Here is a 21,926-nt window from a genome sequence, read left to right as displayed (position 1 = left end):
CCTCAACTTCCGGCATACGCGCCCAGCGCGTCGCCCCGATGCATGGCGCCGATCAGGCGGGTCAGCCGCTCCTCGTCGAGCGGCACCGGATTCGTCGGCCGTGGATAGTCCTTGACGCATTCCGCGGCCATTGCCGGAACGGCGGCCGCGTCGATGTGCACTGCCGCCAGCGACCGCGGCAGGCCGAGCCGCCCGGCCAGTGCGTCGATCGCGGTGACCGCGTCGGCCAGGTCGGTGCTCGCACCGCGGGTCGCCGCCGCGGCCACCCGGGACAGCAGGGCGGGATCGGCCGATCGGTTGTAGGCCAGGCAGTATGGCAGTGCCAGCGCGCAGGTGGTGCCGTGCGGCAGCGCCGTGCGCCCGGCGATCACATACGCGAGGCTGTGCCCGAGCACGACGCCGGCGTTGAGCGCCAGCCCGGCCAGGTACGCCCCCAGCATCATCCGGCCTCGGGCCTCGTAGCCGTCTGGATCTGTGGCCCGTTCGATGTTGGCTAGCACCAGATCGGCGGCCCGGGTTGCGACCGTGACAGTCAGCGCGTTGCGGTTGCTGGAGAGCATCGACTCCAGGGCGTGTGCGAGCGCATCCATCCCGGTCGACGCAACCACCGCGGCCGGAAGCGCGGAGACCAGGGCCGGGTCCAGGGCGGCCACCAGCGGGACGTACTGCCGACAGCTGCTGATCCGCTTGTGTCCGGCGACGCTCACCATCGCGATCCGGGTCGCCTCGGCGCCGGTGCCGACCGTGGTCGGCACCAGGGCGAGCGGCGCGACCGGCCGCCGTGGCACCACGAGACCCAGCTGGTCCGCCACGTCGCCACCGTTGGTGAGCAGCAGGGCGACCAGCTTCGCGACGTCCATCGCGCTGCCGCCGCCGATGCCGACCACTGCGTTCGCGTCCGCTGACGTGCCAGTTTCGGTCACCCGCCGGACCAGGTCGGCGTCCGGTTCCCCGGCGATCTCGGCGCACAGCACCGGCTCGAGCCCGGCCTCGGTCAGGCCGGCGGTCAACGATGCCAGCAGGCCTGCGTCCGCGACGACGCGGTCGGCCACCACCAGCACGCGGCCCTGCTCGGCGCCCCACTCCCGCAGCGCGGCGCCGACGCCGGCAGCGCAGCCCGCTCCGGTCAGCACCTGACGCGGCGCCAGGAAGTCGGCGCCACCCAGCAACTCGTCCATGATGGATCCTTTCTCAGCCACGGCGGCTCGCCACCATCGCGGCTAGCGCGTCCCGGTGCTCGTCGGTGGTGAACGATGCCGTCTCCGCCTCGATGCCGAACGGCAGCACGGTCTCCAGGGCGGCCTCGAGATGCAGATTGATCGCGCGCTTGGTGTCGCGCAGCGCCTGCGCTGGCTGCTCGGCCAGCCGGCGGGCCAGACCCATTGCCTCGCCGAGCAGGGCTTCGGCGGGCACCACCCGGTTCGCCACGCCGAGCCGGTGCGCGGTGGCCGCGTCCACCCGGTCACCGAGGTAGAGCAGCTCCCGGGCACGGTGCGGACCGACGGCGAGCGGCCACACCACCGCCCCGCCGTCGCCGGCCACCAGGCCGATGCTCACGTGCGGGTCGGACAGGTACGCCCGTTCCGACATGACGACCAGATCGCTGAGCACGGCGAGAGTGCAGCCCAGCCCGACGGCGGGGCCGTTGACCGCGGCCACGATCGGCAGCGGGCAGCGCACCATGCCGGTGACGATGGCCGCCGCCTCGGCCATGATCTCGCGGCGCCGGTTCGCGTCCTCCCGCAGCACGGTCATCCAGCCCTGGTCGCCGCCGGCGCAGAACGCGCGCCCGGCACCGGTGAGGACGATCGACCGCGCCCCGGGGTCGTCGGCGAGCCGCGCCCAGAGCGTGGACAGGCCGTAGTGCATGTTTTCGTTCACCGCGTTGTAGGCGTCCGGCCGGGACAGCGTGACCACCCGGACGGCGCCGTCGGCACGTATCTCGATCTCGTCGTTCATGACCGCCCCCGCGCGTCGGCCAGTGCCCGCGCGCCAAGCGCGGCCTCCAGCGCGGCCGGGTCGCCCCAGCGGTCGCCGAGGGTGAGGATGCGCGGGAAGTACAACGCCAGGTCGTGCTCGGCGGTGAAGCCGATGCCGCCGAACATCTGCAGGGCCGTCTCGGCGACCTGGAGGGCGGCCCGCGAGCAGAATGCCTTGGCGCTGTCCGCCCAATGCTCGGCGTCCAGGCCGGTCAGTTCGCCGCCGGCCAGCCGGCGGCAGAGCGAGTCCATCGCGTACGCGGTGGTCGCCGCGTCCGCTGCCAGGTGCTTCACCGCCTGGAACGAGCCCACCGGACGGCCGAACTGCTTGCGCTCGCCCACGTACGCGACGGCCAGCTCGACGAGCCGGTTGGCGATGCCGGTCAGTTCGGCCGCCGCCGCGATCCGCCCCACGGTCAGCACCTGCCGCCAGGCCCGCTCGGCCTCGGCGCCGCGTGCGACCGTCGTGGCCGGGGCGCCGGTGAACTCGGCCTCGGCGGGACGGTAGGTGCGATCGGTGGCCGCCACCGGCGTGAACCGTGCCTGGCCGGCGGCGACGAGCGCGAGCACACGCGCGCCGGACGTGTCCCACGCAGGCACGAGCAGCCGGTCGGCGACGCCGGCACCGTTCACCAGACCGGCCCGGCCGGTGATCCGATCGCCGTCCAGGGTGGACCCGGCCCACGGGTCGCCGGTCATCACTCCGGCCAGGGCCAGCATCGTGGTGCCGTCGGCGTACCCGTCATCGGCCAGCACGGACGCTGCCGCGACCGACTCCGCCAGCGGCAGCGGCAGCAGGCCGCGGCCGACCGCGCGGAACACCGCGACCAGCTCGGCCGCGCCACCACCGATCCCGCCGCCCTCCTCCGGCACCAGCACACCGAGCAGGCCCAGGTCGGCGACCTGCCGGTGCAACCCGCAAATGTCCGGGGCGTCGTCCCGCAATCGGTCCGGAAAACCCTCGCCACGCAGGAAGTCCGCGGCCGCCGCACCGAGCTCTTCGGCGAAGCCGGGTTCCCTGATATCGGTGACCGCTGTCACGCCGTCATCCCTTCGGGAGGCCGAGCAGCCGCTCGGCGACGATGTTGCGCTGGATCTGCCCGGTGCCGCCGTAGATCGACGACGCCCGGCCGAAGTAGTAGTCCTCGGTCAGCCGACCGGCGTCCAGACCGTGCGGGCGGCCCGACGGCACCGTCCGCGAGCCGGCCGCGAGCGTCGCGAACGCGCCGGTGAGGGACTGATCGGCGGCGGTCAGCGCCAGCTTGTCGACGGAGTCCTCAGCGGCCGGGCCGACCCCGCGGGCCAGCCGGTCGGCGGTCCGATCGCTCTGGGCGGACAGCGCGTCGAGCACCACCCGCTGCCGCCCGATCTCGGCCGCCCAGCGGTCCGCGCCCGGCTGCCCGGCCAAGGCGGTGACCACCGCGTCGAACATAAGCGCAAGCTCGGCCTGCCGCTTGAGCACGTACGGGCCGCGCTCGTGGGACATCGTATGCATGGTGTAGTGCCAGCCACGGTTCCGTTCCCCGAGCAGTGCGCTGATCGGCACCGCGACGTCGGTGAAGAAGATCTCTGCGAACTCGTCCGCCCCGGTCAGCTGCACGATGGGACGTACCTCGATCCCGTCCAGGTGCAGATCGATGAGCAGGTAGCTGATACCGCGATGCTGCGGACTGGCGGCCGGATCGGTACGCGCCAGCAACGCGCACTTGGTGGCGTGCTTGGCGTAGCTGCTCCACGTCTTCTGGCCGTTCACGATGAACACCTCACCGCTCTCCACCGCGGTGGTCCGCAGCGAGGCCAGGTCGGATCCGGCCTCGGGCTCCGAGAAGCCCTGACACCAGATGTCCTCGCCGGACAGGATCCGAGGCAGCAGCTCGGCGCGCTGCTCGTCGGAGCCGAACGTCAGGATGGTCGGCCCCACGATCTCCAGTCCGATCTCGCCAACCGGCGGTGGCGCGTGGTGCCGGACCAGCTCGGTGGTCACCGCGACCTGGTGCAGCGCGGTGAGGCCCCGGCCGCCGAACTCGACCGGCCAGGCCGCCCCGAGCAGGCCGGCGTCGTACAGCCGGCGCTGCCACTCCCGCTGCTGCGCGAACCGCTCGCCGGCCTCGCCGGACAACCGCGGCACTTCGGTCCGGCCGAGCCAGGTGCGGACCTGGTCGCGGAGGTCGGATACGGACGGTGTGGCCATGCGCTGTCCTCCTAAGCCTCGTACAGCCGGGACGACGCCCGGATCAGCTGGATCTCGGGCACCACGGCGGCGGGTGACAGCCCGAGCACGAACATCACCGCCGCGGTGACGTCCGCCGTGGTGACCATCCGGTCCGCGGCGATGACGTCCTTCTTCCAGTCCGACATGCGGGTGTCGACGTAGCCGGGGCAGATCGCGCTGGCCAGGATCCCGTCCGCCGCGTGCTCGATGTTGACCGACCGGCACAGTGACCCCAGCGCCGCCTTCGACGCCGAGTACGCCGCCAGCCCGGCCTCCGGGTAGTGCGCGGTGAGCGAGGAGACCACCACCACCCGGGCCGCGCCAGTCTCCTCTGCCGCCTTGCGCAGCAGCCCGATGCTGTCCGCAACCAGCGCGAACGACGCACGGGCGTTCACCGCGAACGCATCGTCGAAATGCTGCGCCCGGCTGTCGGCGAGCGGCCGTGACCAGCCGGCGCCGGCGCACACCACGAGCGCGTCCATCCGGCCGTACCGGCTCGCGTGCCGGGTCACCAGTCCGGTCCGGGCGTCGTCGTCGCGCAGGTCGGCCACCACCGTGTCCGCGTCGGCGCCGGCGGGCAGGGTGGCCACAGTACGCCCGAGCACTTCAGCGCGGCGGCCGGTGACCGTCAGGGCGTACCCGGCTGCGGACATGGCCCGGGCGATCGCGCCGCCGATGTCTCCGGTCGCGCCGGTGATGAGCGCGGTCCGGCCGGTCACGGACGGGCCGCCGTGATCGTCGAGCCAGCGCCGAAGTACGCCTGCCGGACCACCGAGACGTCGTCGATCTCGCGGACCGCCCGGTCCAGTACCACCCGGCCCAGGTCCAGCACCACCAGCCGGTCGGCGATCGCCATCACCGACTCGACGGCCTGCTCGACCAGCACCACGGTCATCCCGTCGGCGCGCAGGGCGTTGACCGCTGCCAGCACGTCGGCGACGATCGACGGCGCCAGGCCGGCCGACGGCTCGTCCAGCATCAGCAGCCGCGGCCGGGGCAGCACCGCCTGGCCGATCGCCAGCATCTGCTGCTGTCCGCCGCTGAGCGCGCCGGCCAACTGGTGCCGGCGGTCGGCCAGCGCCGGGAAGCGGGCGTAGACGGCGTCGAGCAGCGGCGTCAGCTTGCCCCGGCGCCGGGTCACCGAATACCCGCCGAGCAGCAGGTTGTCCTCGACGGTGAGCCGCCGGAAGATTCGCTTGCCCTCCTGCACCAGGGCAAGGCCCTGCTGCACGCGAGCGTGCGGGGGCACCCGGCCGAGGTCGCGTCCGGCGAACGTGATGGTGCCGCGGAACACCGGGTTGAGCCCGACGATCGTGCTCAGCAGGGTGGTCTTGCCGGCCCCGTTCGCGCCGACCACGCCGAGCAGCTCGCCCGCGGCCAGCTCCAGCGAGACGCCCCACAGGGCGGTGACGTCTCCGTACCCGGCGGACACGTTGCGCACGGACAGCAGCTGGTCGGTCATGACACGTTCTCCTCGGTGAGGGCGGCCACAGGCTGGCCGGCGGCCGAGCCGCCCAGGTAGAGGGCCAGCACGTCGGCGTCGGTGGCGATCGCCTGCGGCGGGCCGGCGACCACCTCGGAGCCCTGCGCCAGCACGTGCACCTCGTCGGCCAGCCGCAGCACCAGCGGGAAGTTGTGCTCGACCAGCAGCACCGTGGCACCGCCATCGCGCAGCTCCCGGATAACCGCGGAGAGCTGGTCCAGCTCGCGTTCGTCCAATCCGGACGCCACCTCGTCGAGCAGCAGCACACGCGGTCCGGTGGCGATGGCACGAGCGAGTTCGAGCATCCGGCGGGTACCCAGCGGGAGGGTGCTCGCCTCGGCGTCGGCCACGTGCAGCAGGCCGAGCGAGCGCAGGATGGTGTCCGCCCGTTCCCGGGTCGCCCGCTGCACCCGCCGGAAGTGCGGGGTCCGCAGCGCCGCACCCAGCCAGCCCAGGTCGGTGTCGGCGTAGCAGCCAGTCTCCACCACCTGCCGGGTGGACAACCCGCTCGGCACCTGCGGCGTCTGGAACGTCCGCGCCACGCCGGCCCGGGCCACCGCGTACGGTTTGCGCCCGGTGAGCACGGTGTCGCCCAGCCGCACCGCCCCCGCGTCGGGCTGGTAGTACCCGGAGACGAGGTTGAGCAGCGTGGTCTTGCCGGACCCGTTCGGCCCGATCAGTGCGGTGACCCGGCCGGGCTGCGCGGTCAGCGAGACGTCCACCACCGCCTTGTTGCCGCCGAACGAGCGGCTGACGTTCTCGGTGGCCAGCACCGCGCCGGGGAGCGCGGGCAGCGGCGGTCGTTCGCCGGTGTCGCGTTCCACCGCGGTGGCGCTGCGCTTGGGGCGGAGCCGGCGTACCAGCGAGCCGACCAGGCCGCTCACGCCGCCGGACAGGGCCACGCCGGCGATCAGCAGGAAGAGCCCGTAGACGGCCAGCGAGTAGTGCTGGAACGAGGTGGACTGCAGCGGGCCGAGCTGGAGCAGCGCGGCGCCGACGATGGCCCCGTAGATGCTGGCCGCGCCGCCGATGATGGACGCCGCGAAGAAGCCGACGGCGACGATAAAGGTGAAGGAGCTCGGCGAGATGAACTGGTCCAGGTAGGCGAACAGGCAGCCGGCGATGCCGGCCGGCACCGCGCCGATCGCGTACGCCACCAGCTTCATCCGGTACACGGAGATGCCCAGCGACGTGGCCAGCACTGGGCTGTCCCGCATGGCTTTGAGCGCTGCGCCGTGCGCCGAGGTCACCACGTTGCGGAACAGCAGGAACCACACCGCGGCGATCACTATCACCACCGGGTAGAACTGGTAGAAGGCCAGGTCCGCGCCGAACAGGTCGGGCGGCCGGATGCCCGGCAAACCGGAGAAGCCACCGGTCTCGTCGGCGAACACGGTGAGGATGTCGGGCACCAGCAGCACCAGGAAGAACGACGTGATCGCCAACGCCCAGCCACCGAGCCGCAGCCCGGCCGCGCCGGATGCCACGCCGACCACCAGCGCGGCGAGCGCGGCGGCCACGAGGGCGAGTAGGAACGGCACGCCGTGCGCCACCGACACGTAACCGGTCACGTAGGCGCCGGCCGCGAAGATCGCGCCCTGGCCGAGAGCCAGCTCGCCCGCGTACCCGAAGCTGAGGTTGAGCCCGCTCACCACCAGGCTGAAGATCGCGATCAGCGCGATCTGGCGCAGCACAGAGAAGTTGGTGCCCATCCACGGGAGCAGGGCGACGAACACCGCCACCGCGGGCAGCGCCCAGGGCCGGGCGCGGGTAAGCAGCGCAGCCATCAAACCACCCGTTCCTTGTGCGAGACGAAAAGCCCGCCCGGGCGGACCAACAGCAGCACCAGGAGCAGCGCGAACAGGAGCAAACCCGCGTACTGGCTGCCCAGGTAGCGCTGGCCGGTAGCCTCGACGACGCCGATCAGGAGGCCGCCGACCAGGGCGCCGCGGATGTTGCCGAACCCGCCGACCGCGAAGGCCACGAAGCCCTTGACCGCGAGCGCCGAGCCCAGCGTGGTGATGGCGAGGGTCTTCGCGGCCATCAGCGGCGCGAGCGCACCGGCCAGCAGGCCGCTGATCACGAACGCGATCATGGTCATCCGGCGGACGTTGACACCGCGCAGCATGGCCGCCACGCGGTCCTCGGACGCGGCCAGCCCGGCCAGACCGTGGATCGACCGGCGGGTCCACTCGTGCAGGCCCAGCGCCAGGGCGACGGCGATCAGCACGAGGAGCAGGTCGGCGACGATCGCACGGCCGCCGAAGACGCTGACCGGGGTGTCCACACCGGGCACCGGAACCGTCAGCGGCTGGTCGCCCCAGACCACCACCGCGATGCCTTCCAACAACAGCGCCGCCCCGAGCGTGGTGACCAGCTCGCCGTGCACGCCGCTACCGAAGATGGGCCGCACCGCGACCCGCTCCTCGACCAGGGCGATCGCGCCGACGACGAGCGCGACAACCGGGACGACCGCCCAGATCGGCCAGCCCTGGGTGGCCAGGCCCCAATAGCTGACGAAGGTGCCGACCATGATCAGCGCGGCGTGCGCGAAGTTCACCACGCCGCTCGGGATGAATACGATGTTGTAGCCGATCGCCACTAGGGCGTACACCGCACCGACCGACAGGCCGGCCAACAGGGTGGTGAGCAACGGTGTTCCCTTCCGCGGGCCGGACGGCAGATGTCCGCCCAGCCCGCCGTCCACTCAGGAGATTTTGATCATTCCGTCGATCGCCGGGCCAGGCTTGGCCTCGACGAATGTGTAGCCTTTGCCGGACTGGTTCGGCACCGCGAAGTGGCTCTGCGGGGTGAAGCCGTAGCTGTCGAAGGTCACCCAGCGGACCGTGGACGGCGGCTTGAGCGCCTCCATCGCCTTGGCGGCCGGCTCGCCGGACGCTCCGGCCTGCTCGGTGGCGGCGGCGGCGAGCATCAGGCTGTCGTACGTGTTGCTGTACAGGTTCATCGCCTGGTCGAGCTTCCCGTACTTGCCGATCGCGGCGATCATCTCCTTCATCGCGGGGGAGCGCTGCGCCTCGTCCTTGAATTCCTGGACCTGGTAGATCTGCAGGCTCACTCCGCTGAGAGCGGCCGCCGGAGTCACCTCGGTCGTGTTCGTCGCGGAGACGCTCAGCGAGCCCACGAACGGTGTGCCGGTGAGGCCGAGCTTGGCGCGGGCGTTCAGCACGTAGGTCGACGGTGCCCCGTACGCCTGGAAGTACACGGCGTCCGGCTTGGCGGCGGCCAGACGCTGGATCGGGGCGGTCAGATCGACCGCGGTGGACGAGTACCGCTCCCGCACCACCTGCAAGCCCGCGGCAGTGAACGCCTTCTCGCTGGCCTCCTCCGTCGACTGGCCGAAGGCGCTGTCCGCGGCGATCAGGCCGACCCTGGCCGCGCCGCTCTCCTTGAGCTGCGCCGCGGCCGCCTCGGCGGCGACCTTCGCGGCCGGTTGCATGCCGAAGTGGTACGGGTACTTCGCCGGGTCGTTGCTTGCGTCGGCCGCGGTCTGGGCCACCGACAGCACCTTGCGCTGACTCAACACCGGCAGCATGGCCAGCGTCTCGTCACTGGTCACCCCAGCCCACACCAGGTCCGGCAGCGTGTCGCCGGCCAGCTCGTTCTGCAAGAGGCTGACCGCCTTGGTGGGGTCGGTCTGAGTGTCCACGACCTTCACCTGCACCTGACGGCCGCCGATGCCGCCGGCTCTGTTCAGCACGTCGGCGCCGGCCTTCATGGCATTGACCTCGGCCTGGGCGTTGCCGGCGACCGGGCCGGTGAGACCCAGGACCATTAACACCTGGTACGGGCCTTTCGCATCGGACGAGGTGCCACCCTCGTCGACGCCGCAGCCTGACAGGGCGAGTACGCCGGCCGTCGCCACGCACAGCGCCCGGCCCATCCCGCTTCTCATGCGCAACCTCATCGCTGCACGCTCCTTGACTGGTCGATCGAGTGGTGCGCCGAGCGGCGCCTCTGGGGCGGGGGCTGCGGTACGGCCGTCCACAATGGGTCACTGCCGAGCCGATTTAGCTCGACCGTCCGTTCGGTCGAACCGCTTTCCGGTATCTAAATCCGGGATCAACGATGTGTCAAGAGGCTGTTGCGCTGCGACTTCATCCCTGGATAAGAGCTGCTAAACCATGTCCCAACCGGACACTACGGTTAGGGGTATTGACCCGACCGCTCGGTCGAGCGGATGATGCTTCGCAACTCGACCCCAGGAGGCCACCGGATGTCCCAGCCGCCCACGGCCACCGCTCAGCCGGATGCCGGCGAGCGCGCCACAGCCCCGCCACCACGGCGATCCCGGGCGGACGCGGCGCGCGACAACGGCCGCGAGCGGCGCAAGCTGATTGCCGACCGATCGGCGGAGCTGTTCAATCGCGACGGTTACCACCAGACGTCGATGGCGCAGATCGCTGCGGCGGCCGGCGTGGCCAAAGCGACGCTGTACCACTACTTCCCGAGCAAGGGCCAGATCCTCTTCTTTATCCACGACGAGTTCATGGGCGTGCTGCTGGACGGGCTCCAGTCGCACGCGGACCGCGGGCTCACCCCGGCCCAGCGGCTACTCGAGACGATGACCGACATCCTGCGCCTGAACGAGACGCACCCCGGTCACGTCCGCGTCTTCTTCGAGCACTTCCGCGAGCTCACCGCTGAGGAGCAGGCCGCCGCGACGCCGAAGCGCGACTTCATGTTCGCCACCGTTGCCGGGATCATCCGGGCTGGCATCGAGGACGGGACGTTCCGCGATGTCGACCCCGACCTGGCCGCCTTCGAGATCTTCGGCATGTGCAACTGGGCGTACCAGTGGTTCCGGCCGGGCGGTCTGATGGACGCCAAGACGGTTGCAGAGAAATTCTGGGACTACGCCGCACGGGGCCTGCTCGCCGAGGGATCCGCCGCGCGTCGTCCGGCTCCGGCCGTGCCACCAACCGTCTGAGGAGAAGCATGTCCGACTCGTTTCTCGGCTTCCCGAGTGAGGCCACCGTCATCGTGACCGGCGCGGGCAGCGGCATCGGCGCGCAGTTCGCCGCGGTTGCCGCGCGTGCGGGCCTGGCCGTTGCCGCGTGGGACCTCAATACCGAGGCCGCGACCGCGGTCACCGGCAAGCTGACCGCCGATGGTCACCGGGCCCTCGCGGTGACGGCCGACGTCACCGATCCGGCGGCAGTCGCGGAGGCGCTGCGGCGTACTCGGGGCGATTTGCCGCCGGCGCGGTACCTGTTCAACAACGCCGGGCCGCCGAGCTTCACGAAGCTCGACTTCAACGCCGCCGTGGCCACCGCGCTGGGTAGCGTGTACACGGTCACCCAGGCCTGGCTGGACGGGCCCGAGTCGCGGGACGGCAGCCTGGTGAACGTTTCTTCGGTGGCCGGCGCCATCACCGGCGCCGGCGCCAACAACTGGTACTCCTCGGCCAAGGCGGGCATCGCCGGGCTGACCCGGTACCTCGCGCTCAACCGCCCGAACGGGATCCGGGCCAACGCGGTGGCACCAGGCGTCATCGACACCCCGCGCACCCAGGGCTTGCTCGACAGCGATTACGGCAAGGAAATCGTTGCCCGCAACCCGATGGGCCGCGTCGGACGACCGGCCGACGTCGCGCACGCCGCGCTGTTCCTGCTGTCGCCCGCGGCCGAGTACATCAACGGCGTCCTGCTGCCGGTCGACGGCGGCTCGCTGCTCGTCCTCTAGGAGACACCCATGCTCAAGCCCACCCGACCAGCCCCGAGAGCCTACCGCGAGCAGGGGTACTGGGCGGATCGCACGCTGACCTCGTACCTGGTGACGGCGCCCGCGGACCGGCTCGCGCTGACCGAGGGGGGGCGGCGCTTTACATATGGCGAGCTCACCGATCTGACCGGCCGGCTGGCCGGCGCCCTGGCCGGCATCGGCGTGCACCAGCACGATGTGGTGACCGTCGAGCTGCCAAACTGGTGGGAAGCCGCGCTCACCTTCCACGCGCTGGCCTGGGCGGGCTGCGTGACCAATCCGGTGGTGCCGATCTACCGCCAGGACGAGCTCACCTTCATCCTTCGTCAGGCGCGATCGGCCGTCGTGGTGGTGCCGCACGTGTTCCGCGGCTTCGACTACGTCGAGATGATGCGCGAGATCCTGCCACGCCTGGACCACCGCCCGACAGTCGTCGTGGTGCGCCCGCAGGGCCCGCTGCCGGAGGATTTCGTCGCCTTCGACGACCTGCTCACCGGCGCGGACCGGCCCGAGCCGGTGGGCGATCCAGACGACATCTGCCTGCTCCTCTACACCTCCGGCACCACCTCCGAGGCCAAGGGCGTACTGCACAACCACCAGACGATCGTCTTCGAGATGCAGTCCATCATCGACTGGATGGCGCTCACCGAGGACGACCGCACCTTCATGGGCTCGCCGGTCGGGCACCTGACCGGGATCGTCTACGGCGTCTGGCTTCCAACCCTGCTGCGGCAGAGCACATCCCTGCTCGACGTCTGGGAACCGGGCCGCGCGGTCGACATCATCGAGGGGGACCGTTGCACATTCAGCCTCGGCGCGACGCCGTTCCTGCGCGGCCTGGTCGACGAGTACGCCCGGCGCGGCACCCCGTCGGCGCTGACCACCTTCCTCTGCGGCGGCGCCGACGTGCCGCCGGCCCTGATCCGCCAGGCCCGCAGACAGCTCGACGCCACGGTAAGCCGCAGCTACGGCTCCAGTGAACTGCCCGTCTACTGCACCAGCGGACCGGCGATCAGCCCGGACATCGCCGCGGAGACCGACGGGCTTCCCATTCCGCCCGACGACGGCTATCTCATCAACGTGACCGACGGCGTCGGGGAGCTGGTGGCCCGCGGCCCGGAGCTGTTCCTCGGCTACCTCGATCCCGCGCTCAACGCCGAGGCGTTCACCCCGGACGGCTTCTTCCGCACCGGGGACCTAGCCACCATCTCGCCCGAGGGTGCGGTCGCGATCCAGGGCCGCAGCAAGGACATCATCATCCGCGGCGGCGAGAACATCAGCGCCGCCCAGGTCGAGCAACACCTGCTCGAGCACCCCGCCATCGCGGACGTGGCCGTGGTGGCCATGCCGGACGAGAAGCTCGGCGAGAAGGCATGCGCGTTCGTGGTGGCCGCCGCCGGGGCCGATCCAGTGGCCCCACCGGACCTCGTCGCCTTTCTCACCGGCCGGGGCGTCGCCATCCAGAAATGCCCGGAACGCGTCGAGACGGTGGCCGAGCTGCCCCGCACACCGAGCGGGAAGATCCAGAAGTTCCTGCTGCGCGAGCAGGTCAAGGCGCTCATCGGCGGCGCGGCATGAGCTACACGACCATCCTCGTCGACACCCCGCGAATTCACGTCCGCCGGATCACCCTCAACCGGCCGGAGGCGCTCAACGGCTACACCCCCACGATGTGCCACGAGCTGATCGACGCGATCGCGGCCTATGGCGCCGACGACGATGCGCGCTGCCTGATCCTCACCGGCGCGGGTCGCGGTTTCTGCAGCGGCGGCGACATCAAGAAGCTCGAGGGGTACGAGATGGCGAAGCACCGCCGGCTGGGCCACGGCGTCGTCATGCGGGAGGGCAATCACCGGCTCGGCCTCGCGTTGCACCGCCTCGACAAGCCGACCATCGCGGCGATCAACGGGCCGGCAGTGGCCGGCGGTCTCGCCCTAGCCCTCTTCTGTGACCTGCGGATCGCCGCGGACACTGCGAAGCTCGGCGACACCAGCGGCAACTTCGCCCTCCTGCCGGACGAGGGTGGCGCCTGGCTGCTACCCCGGATCATCGGGCTGGACCGCGCGCTGCGCATGATTTGGCTCAGCGAGGTCGTCGACGCACGGACCGCACTGGAGCTCGGCCTGGTCAGCGACGTGGTGCCCGCCGAGTCCCTGATGGACGCCGCGCTGGAGCTGGCCGGCCGCATCGCCGGCCGGTCCCCGGTCGCCGTCCGGCTGGCCAAGCGGCTCGCCGCCCGTGGCTTGGAGCAGAACCTCGACCAGGCGCTCGGCGAGACCGAGTTGTCCGTGCTCGCCGTCAACGGCAGCGCCGACGCCCACGAAGGCATCGCCGCGTTCGCCGAGAAGCGCCCCCCCGTCTTCGAAGGACGCTGAAAGGACCTCGACATGCGCACCGCACTGATTACCGGCGGGGTGAGCGGGATCGGCGCCGCCTGCGCCGCCCGCCTCGCCGCCGACGGGCACAAGGTCATCACCGCCGATGTGCACGACGACGCCGACGTGGTGGTGGACATCGCCGATCTGGCGGCCACCCGTGCCGCCCTCGATCGGATCGGCCCGGTCGACGTGCTGGTTCACTGCGCCGCAGTGATCGGGCCGAACAAGCCGATGTGGGAGGTCACCGACGAGGAGTGGGAGCGTACGATCGCGATCAACCTCAACGGCACCTTCGCGGTCTGCCGCGCGGTGATCCCCGGCATGATCGCCAACGGCTGGGGCCGGATCGTCACCATCGCCAGCACCTCGGGCAAGGAGGGCAGTCCGCAACTGGCCGCGTACTCCGCCAGCAAGGCCGGTGTGATCGGCCTGACCAAGTCGCTGGGCAAGGAGCTCGCCACCACCGGCGTGCTGGTTAACACGATCACCCCGACGGTGGTCGCCACGCCGATGGCGCAGGCGACCGACGCCAGCGTGGTCAAGTACCTGACCGAGCGCATCCCGATGGCCCGCCTCGGTCGGCCGGAGGAGGTCGCCGAGCTGGTCGCGTGGCTGACCTCGGACCGCTGCTCGTTCTCCACCGGCGCCGTCTACGACATCAGCGGCGGGCGTGCCGCGTACTGAGGGGAGTGCTGTGGCCGTCGAGCTGCAAACGGAACCGGCGGTGACGGACCTCGTCGAGCGCACCACCCGCTTCGTGCGCGACGTCGTGATCCCGGTCGAGGAGGAACATGGCGGCGTGGTGCCGAGTCAAAGCGAGCCGTTGCGGGCCGAGCTACAGCGGGCCGCCCGCGAGGCCGGCGTCTTCGGGCCACACCTGCCGGTCGAGTACGGCGGGCACGGCCTCGGCATGAGCGATCGCGCACCAGTCTTCCAGGCGGCCGGATACTCGCTCTTCGGCCCGCTCGCCGTGAACGCCGCGGCGCCCGACGAGGGCAATGCGCACCTGCTCGATCTCGTGGCGACGCCGGCGCAGAAGGAGAAGTACCTTGCTCCGCTCGCGTCCGGCGAGGTCCGGTCGTGCTTCGCCATGACCGAGCCGTCGCCGGGTGCGGGCTCGGACCCGGCCGCGCTCACCACCCGGGCCGAGCGGATCGCCGGCGGTTGGCGGATCACCGGCCGGAAATGGTTCATCACCGGCGCCGACGGCGCCGCGTACGCGATCTGCATGGCCCGCACCACAGGGGCACCCGGTGATCGTGGCGGCGCGACGATGTTCCTGGTCGACGCCGGCAACCCGGGAATGACCGTGCTCCGACACATCCCGACCATCGACGAGGGCACCCCCGGCGGCCACTGCGAGGTCATCTTCGCCGACTGCGAGGTGCCCGGCGACGCCGTCCTCGGCGAGGTCGACGATGGCTTCCGGTACGCGCAGGTCCGCCTCGGCCCGGCCCGGATGACACACTGCATGCGCTGGCTCGGCCTGGCTCGCCGCGCGCACGACATCGCGGTGACCCGGGCGGCGGATCGGCGGCTCTTCGGCGCCCGGCTGGCCGAGCTGGGCATGGCGCAGCAGATGATCGCCGACAACGAGATCGACCTGGCCGCCGCCGACGGCCTGATCACCCGGGCGTGCTGGGAGCTGGACCAAGGCGAGCCGGCCGCGCAGGCCACCGCGATCGCGAAGACCTTCGTCGCCGAGGCGGTGGGGCGAATCGTGGACCGAGCGGTGCAGCTCTGCGGCGCCGCCGGCGTGTCCCACGACCTGCTGCTGTCCCGCTATCTGCGCGAGGTTCGCCCGTTCCGGATCTACGACGGGCCGAGCGAAACCCACCGCTGGGCGATCGCCCGCCGCGCGGTGCGCCGGGTCGGCGGCCGCACGTGACCGCCGGGCCGCCCGGGCTCGACCTGGACCGGCTTGCCGAACACCTGCGGCGGCACGCACCGGGACTGCTCGCCGGTCCGCTCCGGGCCACTGTCATCGCCGGTGGCAAGTCCAACATCACCTACGAGGTGACCAGCGGCGGGCAAGCCTTCATCGTGCGCCGGCCGCCGCTCGGGCACGTCCTGGCCACCGCGCACGACATGGGCCGGGAGTACCGTGTGCTGACCGCGCTCGGCCCGACCGCAGTGCCGGTGCCGCGGACCGAGCTGTTCTGCGGCGACGAGTCGGTGCTGGGCGCGCCGTTCTACGTGATGGCCAAGGTAGCCGGGACCGCGTACCGGGACGCGGCTGACCTGGCCCGCCTCGGACCGGACCGCACCCGCCACATCAACGGGCGCATGGTCGATACGCTCGCCGCGCTGCACGCCGTCGACCCGGCGGCTGTGGGCCTGGCGGATCTCGGGCGGCCGGACGGCTATCTCGCACGGCAGTTGCGGACCTGGCGGCGGCAATCGGACGCGACGCCGAGCAGCGACCCGGAGCCCGTCCGCGCGCTGCACACACAACTCGTGGCGCGGTTGCCCGCCGAGGCGGCGCACACCGCGGTGCACGGCGACTATCGCCTCGACAACCTGCTCGTCGACGACGCGGGAGAGATAGCCGCCGTGGTGGACTGGGAGATGGCCACGCTGGGCGATCCGTTCACCGACCTCGCACTGCTGCTCGCGTACCGGCGGCTCGCCGACCTCGACACCCGGCGAGCGATCGGCGACGCTGCTGCCGCTCCCGGAGCGTTCACGCCCGTCGAGATCTGCGAGCGGTACGCCACGGCAAGTGGCTGCGACCTGCCCGATCTGGGCTTCTACCTCGGCCTGGCGTACCTGAAGCTGGCGGTGGTTCTCGAGGGCATCGCCTACCGATTTTGCCAGGGCCACACTGTGGGCGACGGCTTCGAGCACATCGGAGGTCTGGTCAGCGGCCTGCTGGACGGAGGCCGGGAGGCGCTGGCGAGCAAACGGTCGCCTCTCTGAAGAGCAATCGTCCGAAGCCGTCGGCCCTAGGCCGCCCGCCGGAGATCTTGCGGGTCGGCGAACCTCCACATTTCGGTTCGCGGCAGGGGTCGGTGGGGCGAGGGTGAGCAAACCGGAGCCGTAGGCCTTGCCGGAGCCGACTCCTTGGAGGAGCGCCTGACGTGCAAGGTCCAGGTCGTCGACGCGCAGCAGCCCGTCGAACGTGACGCTCTCCAGGATGACGGGCGGACGACCGGTCTGTCCTCCGGTCTTGTGGAATCGGAGCCGGTGCCGGCCGCTGGCCCGCACCGCGGGGACCTCATTCCCATCGACCGACTCGGTGGGAACGATGCAGCCAGATCGGGAGAGTTTGTCGGTGAGCCAGTTAATCTGGTCGGGCAGCTTCCGGTGAGCCACCCGCACACCCCGCGGTCGATCAGCGGCGAGATGGCGGGTCTGCGCTTCGGATGGGACGATCGGCTTCTTCGTGTCGCTGGTGGGGTTGGCCCTTAACCAGAAGGCGAACAGCCGGCCGCGCTGAAGTTGGGCGAGGTGAGGCTCGTAGGTTTGGTGAGGGCCTGCGGTTCGTCGGCCGATGGCCAGCCGGCTTGTTCGATCAGGCTGCACTCCCACCTGCACGTTGCCGAGCCGCAGCGCATCGGCCTCAGCACCGGCGCGCCGCCACGGCAGGTCGCTGCCCTCGATCCGGATCCGACACCCCGACTCAGCTCTTGTCGCCGCCGGCGAGTTTCGCCTTGACCAGCTCGTTGACGATCACCATTGGCACAACGAGGCGGATGGTGCCGATTCCCAGTCCCAACTCGTCGGCAAGGTTCAGGTCCTCCAGCTTGCGCTCGTGGTGCAGGTAGACGTTCGTGTCGAGCACCACGAGGTGGACGTACTCGGCACCGAAGCCTCGCACACTTCGGCGACCCCACGATCGGTCACCCGGTGGGCGTCGGACGACAGCTGCCGCCGGCGGCTGGCCAGCTCGACCACCGAGCCAGCACAACTAGCGAGTCAGGACCAGCCCGACCAGCCCGATGACGAGCGCTGACCACGCGATGACCAGCGGCGCGATGCCCCAACGCCGCCGCTGATCAAACACGAGGTCGCCGACCGCGAGCAATCCGGCCAGCACGCACACGGCGTGCGGTGCAAGCTGAGGTGGATCCACTTCTCCGGACATGAGAAGGTACGCCGACACAGCACCGAAGATCAGAGGGACGTTGCCCACCGCCCTGCGCAGATTGGCGAACGCGGATTCTTGGAACGCCGCCACCGCTGTAGCCACATCTCGTTGGAGCCGCTGGTCCGTATCGATGGCCGCACGTCGGCGCCTGGCGCCTTCCTTCCATCGCACTGCGACGATACGGTGACGAGTCGTAGGTACCGCCTGGGGAGGACGTGCCACATGGCCGGTCGCAGCAGCAGACAGCAACGGCGCGAGCCCGTCCGGCATCCGATCCCACTGGGGCGGCTGACCGCCCCGCCGCGGCGAGAAACGCCGGACCTGGACGACCCGCGTCTGCCCCACTTCGAGAGCGGCATGGCGGCGGCCCTGATCAGGTGCCCGGCCGAGGTGGTGCCGCTGTTCGCCGCGCTCGCGGTCGTACATCAGGAGATGAGCGGCGCCAGGCCCAACAGTTGCCTGCCGGTCTGCTATCAAATCGCCGCTGGCCTCGGCCACCTCGGGTTCGACATCGAGGTGATGGCCGCGTACGCGGAGGTGACACGGGGCGGCATCCGCCACGCCAACCTCGGGGTACGAGGTCCCGCCGTCGTCCGTCCGGACTGGACGACCAACGGGCACAGCGTGTTGTGGGCGGCGCCGTTCAACCGGCTGGTCGACCCCACGGTGGTCCAGCACCCCGAGCTGCTGCGCTTGGCCCACCAAGACCAGCAGAAAGGCAGCGCCCCGCTGGTCATCCATCTTGACGGCGGCCGGAAGCAGCTCCTGCAGGGCGGCGTCGGGGTGGTCCGGGATCCGTTCTTCATCACGTACCTGGCCCAGCCGCAACACACCGCGGCGTTCGACCCCTGGTTCGGCGAGTTCCGCGAGGCCCTGGACTACGGCGCTCTCGGCCTCGCTCACACCACGCTGAACCTCATCACCGCGGCTAGGGAGTTACGCGACCTCCGCGCACTGACGCCCCGCTACCCCTCGCTGGGCGCTCTGCTCACCGGTGACGAGCAGCTGCCGCCGCTGCCTGCCGACCCGCCTCCATCGTGGGTACGCCTCGTGGGCGAGGCGGCGAACCGTGCTCGAACCGACCAGAGGGACAGCGTTGTGCGTGGCGAGGCTGCCGAGGCCGGATGACGAGAAAGAAATCAGCGCGGGTGCCGCCGGTGACCGCCGATCGCCTACTGCGCGGTTGGTCCGGACCAGGCGGGACCCGCATCCGGTTAGCAGCGCCCGGCGATTCGACCGGCGTGGCGGAGCTGCTTCTGCTGGCCGACGGCATGGGCCTCGACCCGGCCGTCGAGCAGGGCATCAACGCCGGCACGGTCGCCTCGACGCTGCTGACAGGCATGAGGCAGGGCACCTCGGAGATGCTGCGTCCGATCGCCGAGGCCGCAGCCGCCGGTCGGCCCGACGAGGCCATGTCCGGGCTGGTGATGGTGTTGGTCGCCGAAGGGAACGACGGGCGGTTGCAGGGCGTGCTGCAGGCTGTCCCGCCGGGCAACGTGTTGTCCGAGGCTCACGCCGCCGGCGTACCGCTGCCCCTCGCCCTGGTAGCCGCAACGAAGACCGCGAAGATCCAAGGACTGGCCGTCGCTGAACACGCCCGCGGCCAGGGCCTAGGTGAGACCCTGCTGCGCCGCGCGGTGCGGACCTACTTCCAACTGGGCTGGCTACTGGCCTACGGCCAGTTCTCGGCCGGATCCGGCCTGGAGGACTACTACACGAGGCAGGGCTTCACCGTGCTGCCCGCAGGCGAGGGTATCGACCTGGACCGGATCAGCGTGCCAGTGGTCATCCGCCACGGGCCGGAGGAGCGACTGTTCACCCGGTGGCGACCGGCCGGAACCCCGGCCTAGCAGAAACTCGCTCGCGCCATCCCGACGTCGGGCCGGACGGCCGAGCCGTGACCAGATCAAGGGTCACGGCCAGCCCGGCGAGGGGATCACGGGGAGTTGCCGGTGGCGATGGTGTACCCGGCGCAGAGGGTGCCCAGGGTCACTGCGTACCCGAGCAGCAGCCATACCGCCCGGTGCCGGCGGGGCCAAATCCAGCAGCCGAAAGCGGCCACCGTCAGGCCGGTCACCGAGCCGATGAACGGCAGCATGAAGACGAGGCCCTGGCCTCGCGGCGTGCAAATCGACCCAGCCGTAGTTTTCAGCCCGGAATCAACGGTAGCGCTGGTCAACTGGTCGTCGGCACGAGCGGCCCCGCCATCCTGCGGGACCGGCTCTGACCAGCGTTACCATTGCTTTCTACCGGGAGGCCGGCTGGCCAGCGTTGCCGCTGGTTACCGTTGATCAAATCGATCGTGCGGGAGCCGCCGGTCGCCGATGCCCGGCGGCCCCCCACTGTCTCGATCCGTGCCGGTCGGCGCGGTCCCGGCGGTATTACGCGATCATCTGGTGCGCGCCGAGTGCAACCGCCACGGCGGTAGTGATGGCCGCGACCGGGCCGCCGGCCACGAAGCCAATGATGCCTGCGGTGAGGGCCAAAATGCCGATCACCGCCCAGCGCAGAGGCAACCGGGACGGCTGGCCCGACAGTTGCTCCTCGCGCTGCGATGTACTCGAGCGGTCGCGGCGACGTACGCTCGCCATGCGGTTTCTCCTCTACTGCTTGCCAGGTGGTTGGGTGTGCCGTGCGCGGCCTCCGGATGGAACCCGGGGGCCGCCCGCATTTCCTCGGGCGTCCCGGCCACGCGCTCATGCCGGCGACGCGCCAACGCAAGTTCGGTGCAGGGCATACCGACGCGGCTCGTTGACCTGGCTGGCCCCTATCCGAGGCGGATGCACCTGCGGATCCCATGATGCGTCCGCCGACGCCGCCTTAAAGTCGATCTTGTTGTATGCTCAGAACGCTTTTGCACGACCTGGGCGATGCAGGTTCTGCGCAGAGGTCGGGCAAAAGCGTTCGTTCGGCAGCGCTAGATTTAGCCGGTGACCCTTCCCGGCCCGGTGCCCTGGATGCCGACCAGTCGCGATACCTCTCGGCTGATCTCACGGCTGGAACGCCTTGAACTGAAACGGGTCGATCAGTCAGTCAGCGATACGGGGCTGCACCTACGCGACCTGCTGCGCAATGCCTCGACAATGACGATCAGACTCAACGACGGCGTGCGTGTGCGCAAAGAGTTCGTCTGCCTTCGGGAGCCCATGACCAACGGGTCCGACCGCGGCGTCCCGCCACCGCACGCTCGGCCGCCATCCACCCGGCTCATGGGGCGCAAGGGGGTCGCGCTGCGACTCATGCTGACCGCGCTGTTCGAGGCGCAGACCAGGACTGAGCCGGGCGAGCGTCCGGCGGGCAATCCGCGGCCGCTGTCCCACGCCGGACGCGACGGTGTCGCTTGGACAGACCTGTTGGCCACCGACGCCGACGACGCCGGTAACAGCCGCACGATGATCACGCGGCAAGATAAACAACGCCGCCATCTCGGCAACGGCCTTGAGGCACTCGAACGTGCATGCCTCGTGGCACTGCCGCATCGCGGGGAGCCCCGCAACATCCACCGCGAGTTCATGCTCCTGGAGGAAACGGCGGCCCCCACGCCAAAGCCGCCCTACTCTGTGCCGAAAAACAGCGATGACTCGTTCGTGGTGCCGACCGCGCTGTTCACGAACGGCTGGATCAGCGTGCTGTCCGACGCGGAGCTGGCGTTCCTGCTGATGACCATGCTGATGTACCGCCCGGATGAGGAGGAAGGCGTCGCCGTGCCGGCCAAGGCCCGGCTGCAGTTGATGGGCATCGGCCCGGAGACCTACGAGGCGCACCGGCTGCTAGAGACGTTTGGCCTGGTGCGCGTGACGCGGCAGGCCGGTCGAGCGGCGAACGGACGGGTGGCCAGTGTCGGAACCGAAGGCGGTCGCCGCGCGCTGCCCGACCTTGTGCAACTGCTTCCTGAAGGGCTGAAGCGGGATGGCTACAGCACCGTCGCCGACAAGCTCGACAGCTTCTTTTGCCGCTGACGTTCTCCAGCCACTCGCGCTACGACCATCGATACCGCGCCATCTGCGTCCCCAATCCGCGGTCGCATCGAGTCAAAGTCCCTCGACGTAGGCCTCGGCCCCGG

At 70.7% G+C, this 21,926-nt stretch carries 23 protein-coding genes and 1 pseudogene; 10 read left to right on the top strand and 14 right to left on the bottom strand.

The annotated features are described in order from the left end of the window. Nucleotides 1-2: 2 nt before the first annotated feature. The 9 genes from ACFYPS_RS03430 to ACFYPS_RS03390 are packed head-to-tail and all read right to left on the bottom strand — an operon-like array spanning nucleotide 3 to nucleotide 9,599. Nucleotides 3-1,178 (bottom strand): iron-containing alcohol dehydrogenase family protein, encoded by a 1,176-nt coding sequence (locus ACFYPS_RS03430; protein WP_387322520.1) that lies wholly within the window; start codon nucleotides 1,176-1,178, stop codon nucleotides 3-5. 13 nt (nucleotides 1,179-1,191) lie between these two features. Then, nucleotides 1,192-1,959: an enoyl-CoA hydratase/isomerase family protein gene (locus tag ACFYPS_RS03425; RefSeq protein WP_387322518.1), complete on the bottom strand. Its 768-nt coding sequence runs from the start codon at nucleotides 1,957-1,959 to the stop codon at nucleotides 1,192-1,194. After that, nucleotides 1,956-3,020 (bottom strand): acyl-CoA dehydrogenase family protein, encoded by a 1,065-nt coding sequence (locus ACFYPS_RS03420; RefSeq protein WP_387322516.1) that lies wholly within the window; start codon nucleotides 3,018-3,020, stop codon nucleotides 1,956-1,958. The genes ACFYPS_RS03425 and ACFYPS_RS03420 overlap by 4 nt, the downstream gene beginning before the upstream one ends. A 4-nt stretch (nucleotides 3,021-3,024) precedes the next feature. Next, nucleotides 3,025-4,170, bottom strand: a complete 1,146-nt coding sequence (locus ACFYPS_RS03415) for an acyl-CoA dehydrogenase family protein (RefSeq protein WP_387322514.1) — start codon at nucleotides 4,168-4,170, stop codon at nucleotides 3,025-3,027. Nucleotides 4,171-4,181: 11 nt separating this feature from the next. Then, nucleotides 4,182-4,910 carry an SDR family NAD(P)-dependent oxidoreductase gene (locus ACFYPS_RS03410; RefSeq protein WP_387322512.1) on the bottom strand — a complete coding sequence of 243 codons (729 nt, stop codon included), beginning with the start codon at nucleotides 4,908-4,910 and terminating at the stop codon, nucleotides 4,182-4,184. After that, nucleotides 4,907-5,653: an ABC transporter ATP-binding protein gene (locus ACFYPS_RS03405; RefSeq protein WP_387322510.1), complete on the bottom strand. Its 747-nt coding sequence runs from the start codon at nucleotides 5,651-5,653 to the stop codon at nucleotides 4,907-4,909. Before ACFYPS_RS03405 ends, ACFYPS_RS03410 begins: the two co-directional genes overlap by 4 nt. Further along, nucleotides 5,650-7,461, bottom strand: coding sequence for an ATP-binding cassette domain-containing protein (locus tag ACFYPS_RS03400; RefSeq protein WP_387322508.1), 1,812 nt, complete (start codon nucleotides 7,459-7,461; stop codon nucleotides 5,650-5,652). The genes ACFYPS_RS03405 and ACFYPS_RS03400 overlap by 4 nt, the downstream gene beginning before the upstream one ends. Next, entirely contained in the window at nucleotides 7,461-8,327 is an 867-nt protein-coding gene (locus ACFYPS_RS03395; protein WP_387322506.1) for a branched-chain amino acid ABC transporter permease, read from the bottom strand. The genes ACFYPS_RS03400 and ACFYPS_RS03395 overlap by 1 nt, the downstream gene beginning before the upstream one ends. A gap of 54 nt (nucleotides 8,328-8,381) precedes the next feature. Continuing rightward, on the bottom strand, nucleotides 8,382-9,599 hold the full coding sequence (locus tag ACFYPS_RS03390) for an ABC transporter substrate-binding protein (protein WP_387322504.1): 1,218 nt from the start codon (nucleotides 9,597-9,599) through the stop codon (nucleotides 8,382-8,384). A gap of 309 nt (nucleotides 9,600-9,908) precedes the next feature. On the opposite strand from ACFYPS_RS03390, the gene ACFYPS_RS03385 reads away from it, so the two are divergent. From ACFYPS_RS03385 to ACFYPS_RS03355, 7 genes are read left to right on the top strand one after another with little or no spacing between them, the layout of a single operon-like run. Beyond that, on the top strand, nucleotides 9,909-10,622 hold the full coding sequence (locus tag ACFYPS_RS03385; protein WP_387322502.1) for a TetR family transcriptional regulator: 714 nt from the start codon (nucleotides 9,909-9,911) through the stop codon (nucleotides 10,620-10,622). A gap of 8 nt (nucleotides 10,623-10,630) precedes the next feature. Then, the gene (locus ACFYPS_RS03380; protein WP_387322500.1) at nucleotides 10,631-11,377 is read left to right on the top strand and encodes an SDR family NAD(P)-dependent oxidoreductase; all 747 of its coding nucleotides are present in this window, start codon (nucleotides 10,631-10,633) and stop codon (nucleotides 11,375-11,377) included. Nucleotides 11,378-11,386: 9 nt separating this feature from the next. Continuing rightward, on the top strand, nucleotides 11,387-12,973 hold the full coding sequence (locus ACFYPS_RS03375; protein ID WP_387322498.1) for an AMP-binding protein: 1,587 nt from the start codon (nucleotides 11,387-11,389) through the stop codon (nucleotides 12,971-12,973). After that, nucleotides 12,970-13,770, top strand: coding sequence for an enoyl-CoA hydratase/isomerase family protein (locus ACFYPS_RS03370; RefSeq protein ID WP_387322496.1), 801 nt, complete (start codon nucleotides 12,970-12,972; stop codon nucleotides 13,768-13,770). Before ACFYPS_RS03375 ends, ACFYPS_RS03370 begins: the two co-directional genes overlap by 4 nt. Before the next feature lie 12 nt (nucleotides 13,771-13,782). Then, on the top strand, nucleotides 13,783-14,457 hold the full coding sequence (locus ACFYPS_RS03365) for an SDR family oxidoreductase (RefSeq protein WP_387322494.1): 675 nt from the start codon (nucleotides 13,783-13,785) through the stop codon (nucleotides 14,455-14,457). Between the two features lie 40 nt (nucleotides 14,458-14,497). Continuing rightward, entirely contained in the window at nucleotides 14,498-15,661 is a 1,164-nt protein-coding gene (locus tag ACFYPS_RS03360; RefSeq protein WP_387322492.1) for an acyl-CoA dehydrogenase family protein, read from the top strand. Next, on the top strand, nucleotides 15,658-16,692 hold the full coding sequence (locus ACFYPS_RS03355) for a phosphotransferase family protein (protein ID WP_387322490.1): 1,035 nt from the start codon (nucleotides 15,658-15,660) through the stop codon (nucleotides 16,690-16,692). Before ACFYPS_RS03360 ends, ACFYPS_RS03355 begins: the two co-directional genes overlap by 4 nt. 105 nt (nucleotides 16,693-16,797) lie before the next feature. Here ACFYPS_RS03355 and cas6e read toward each other — a convergent pair. From cas6e to ACFYPS_RS03340, 3 genes and pseudogenes are all read right to left on the bottom strand, one after another. Beyond that, a pseudogene (gene cas6e / locus ACFYPS_RS03350) lies at nucleotides 16,798-17,298 on the bottom strand (type I-E CRISPR-associated protein Cas6/Cse3/CasE); the annotation flags it as partial. Between the two features lie 97 nt (nucleotides 17,299-17,395). Then, a complete protein-coding gene (locus ACFYPS_RS03345) occupies nucleotides 17,396-17,593 on the bottom strand; it encodes a PIN domain-containing protein (RefSeq protein WP_387322488.1) in 198 nt (65 codons plus the stop codon). Between the two features lie 90 nt (nucleotides 17,594-17,683). Further along, nucleotides 17,684-17,953 (bottom strand): hypothetical protein, encoded by a 270-nt coding sequence (locus ACFYPS_RS03340; RefSeq protein ID WP_109804741.1) that lies wholly within the window; start codon nucleotides 17,951-17,953, stop codon nucleotides 17,684-17,686. Nucleotides 17,954-18,085: 132 nt separating this feature from the next. Here ACFYPS_RS03340 and ACFYPS_RS03335 point away from each other — a divergent pair, with 132 nt between their 5' ends. Then, a complete protein-coding gene (locus ACFYPS_RS03335; protein WP_109804742.1) occupies nucleotides 18,086-18,991 on the top strand; it encodes a hypothetical protein in 906 nt (301 codons plus the stop codon). Nucleotides 18,992-19,104: 113 nt separating this feature from the next. Beyond that, nucleotides 19,105-19,713, top strand: a complete 609-nt coding sequence (locus ACFYPS_RS03330; RefSeq protein ID WP_161557979.1) for a GNAT family N-acetyltransferase — start codon at nucleotides 19,105-19,107, stop codon at nucleotides 19,711-19,713. 86 nt (nucleotides 19,714-19,799) lie between these two features. Here ACFYPS_RS03330 and ACFYPS_RS03325 read toward each other — a convergent pair whose 3' ends face one another. Both ACFYPS_RS03325 and ACFYPS_RS03320 read right to left on the bottom strand, forming a co-directional pair. Beyond that, nucleotides 19,800-19,961: a hypothetical protein gene (locus ACFYPS_RS03325; protein ID WP_387322485.1), complete on the bottom strand. Its 162-nt coding sequence runs from the start codon at nucleotides 19,959-19,961 to the stop codon at nucleotides 19,800-19,802. Nucleotides 19,962-20,244: 283 nt separating this feature from the next. Beyond that, nucleotides 20,245-20,454: a hypothetical protein gene (locus tag ACFYPS_RS03320; protein WP_109804744.1), complete on the bottom strand. Its 210-nt coding sequence runs from the start codon at nucleotides 20,452-20,454 to the stop codon at nucleotides 20,245-20,247. A 339-nt stretch (nucleotides 20,455-20,793) separates the two neighbouring features. On the opposite strand from ACFYPS_RS03320, the gene ACFYPS_RS03315 reads away from it, so the two are divergent. Then, the gene (locus tag ACFYPS_RS03315) at nucleotides 20,794-21,822 is read left to right on the top strand and encodes a hypothetical protein (protein WP_387322482.1); all 1,029 of its coding nucleotides are present in this window, start codon (nucleotides 20,794-20,796) and stop codon (nucleotides 21,820-21,822) included. Nucleotides 21,823-21,926: the final 104 nt, after the last annotated feature.

This window comes from Micromonospora sp. NPDC005087, from assembly GCF_042872965.1.
In the GTDB taxonomy this organism is placed as follows: Bacteria; Actinomycetota; Actinomycetes; order Mycobacteriales; family Micromonosporaceae; genus Micromonospora.
Note: the sequence above shows the minus strand (reverse complement) of the source record. Positions and strands in the feature narration are given on the sequence as shown.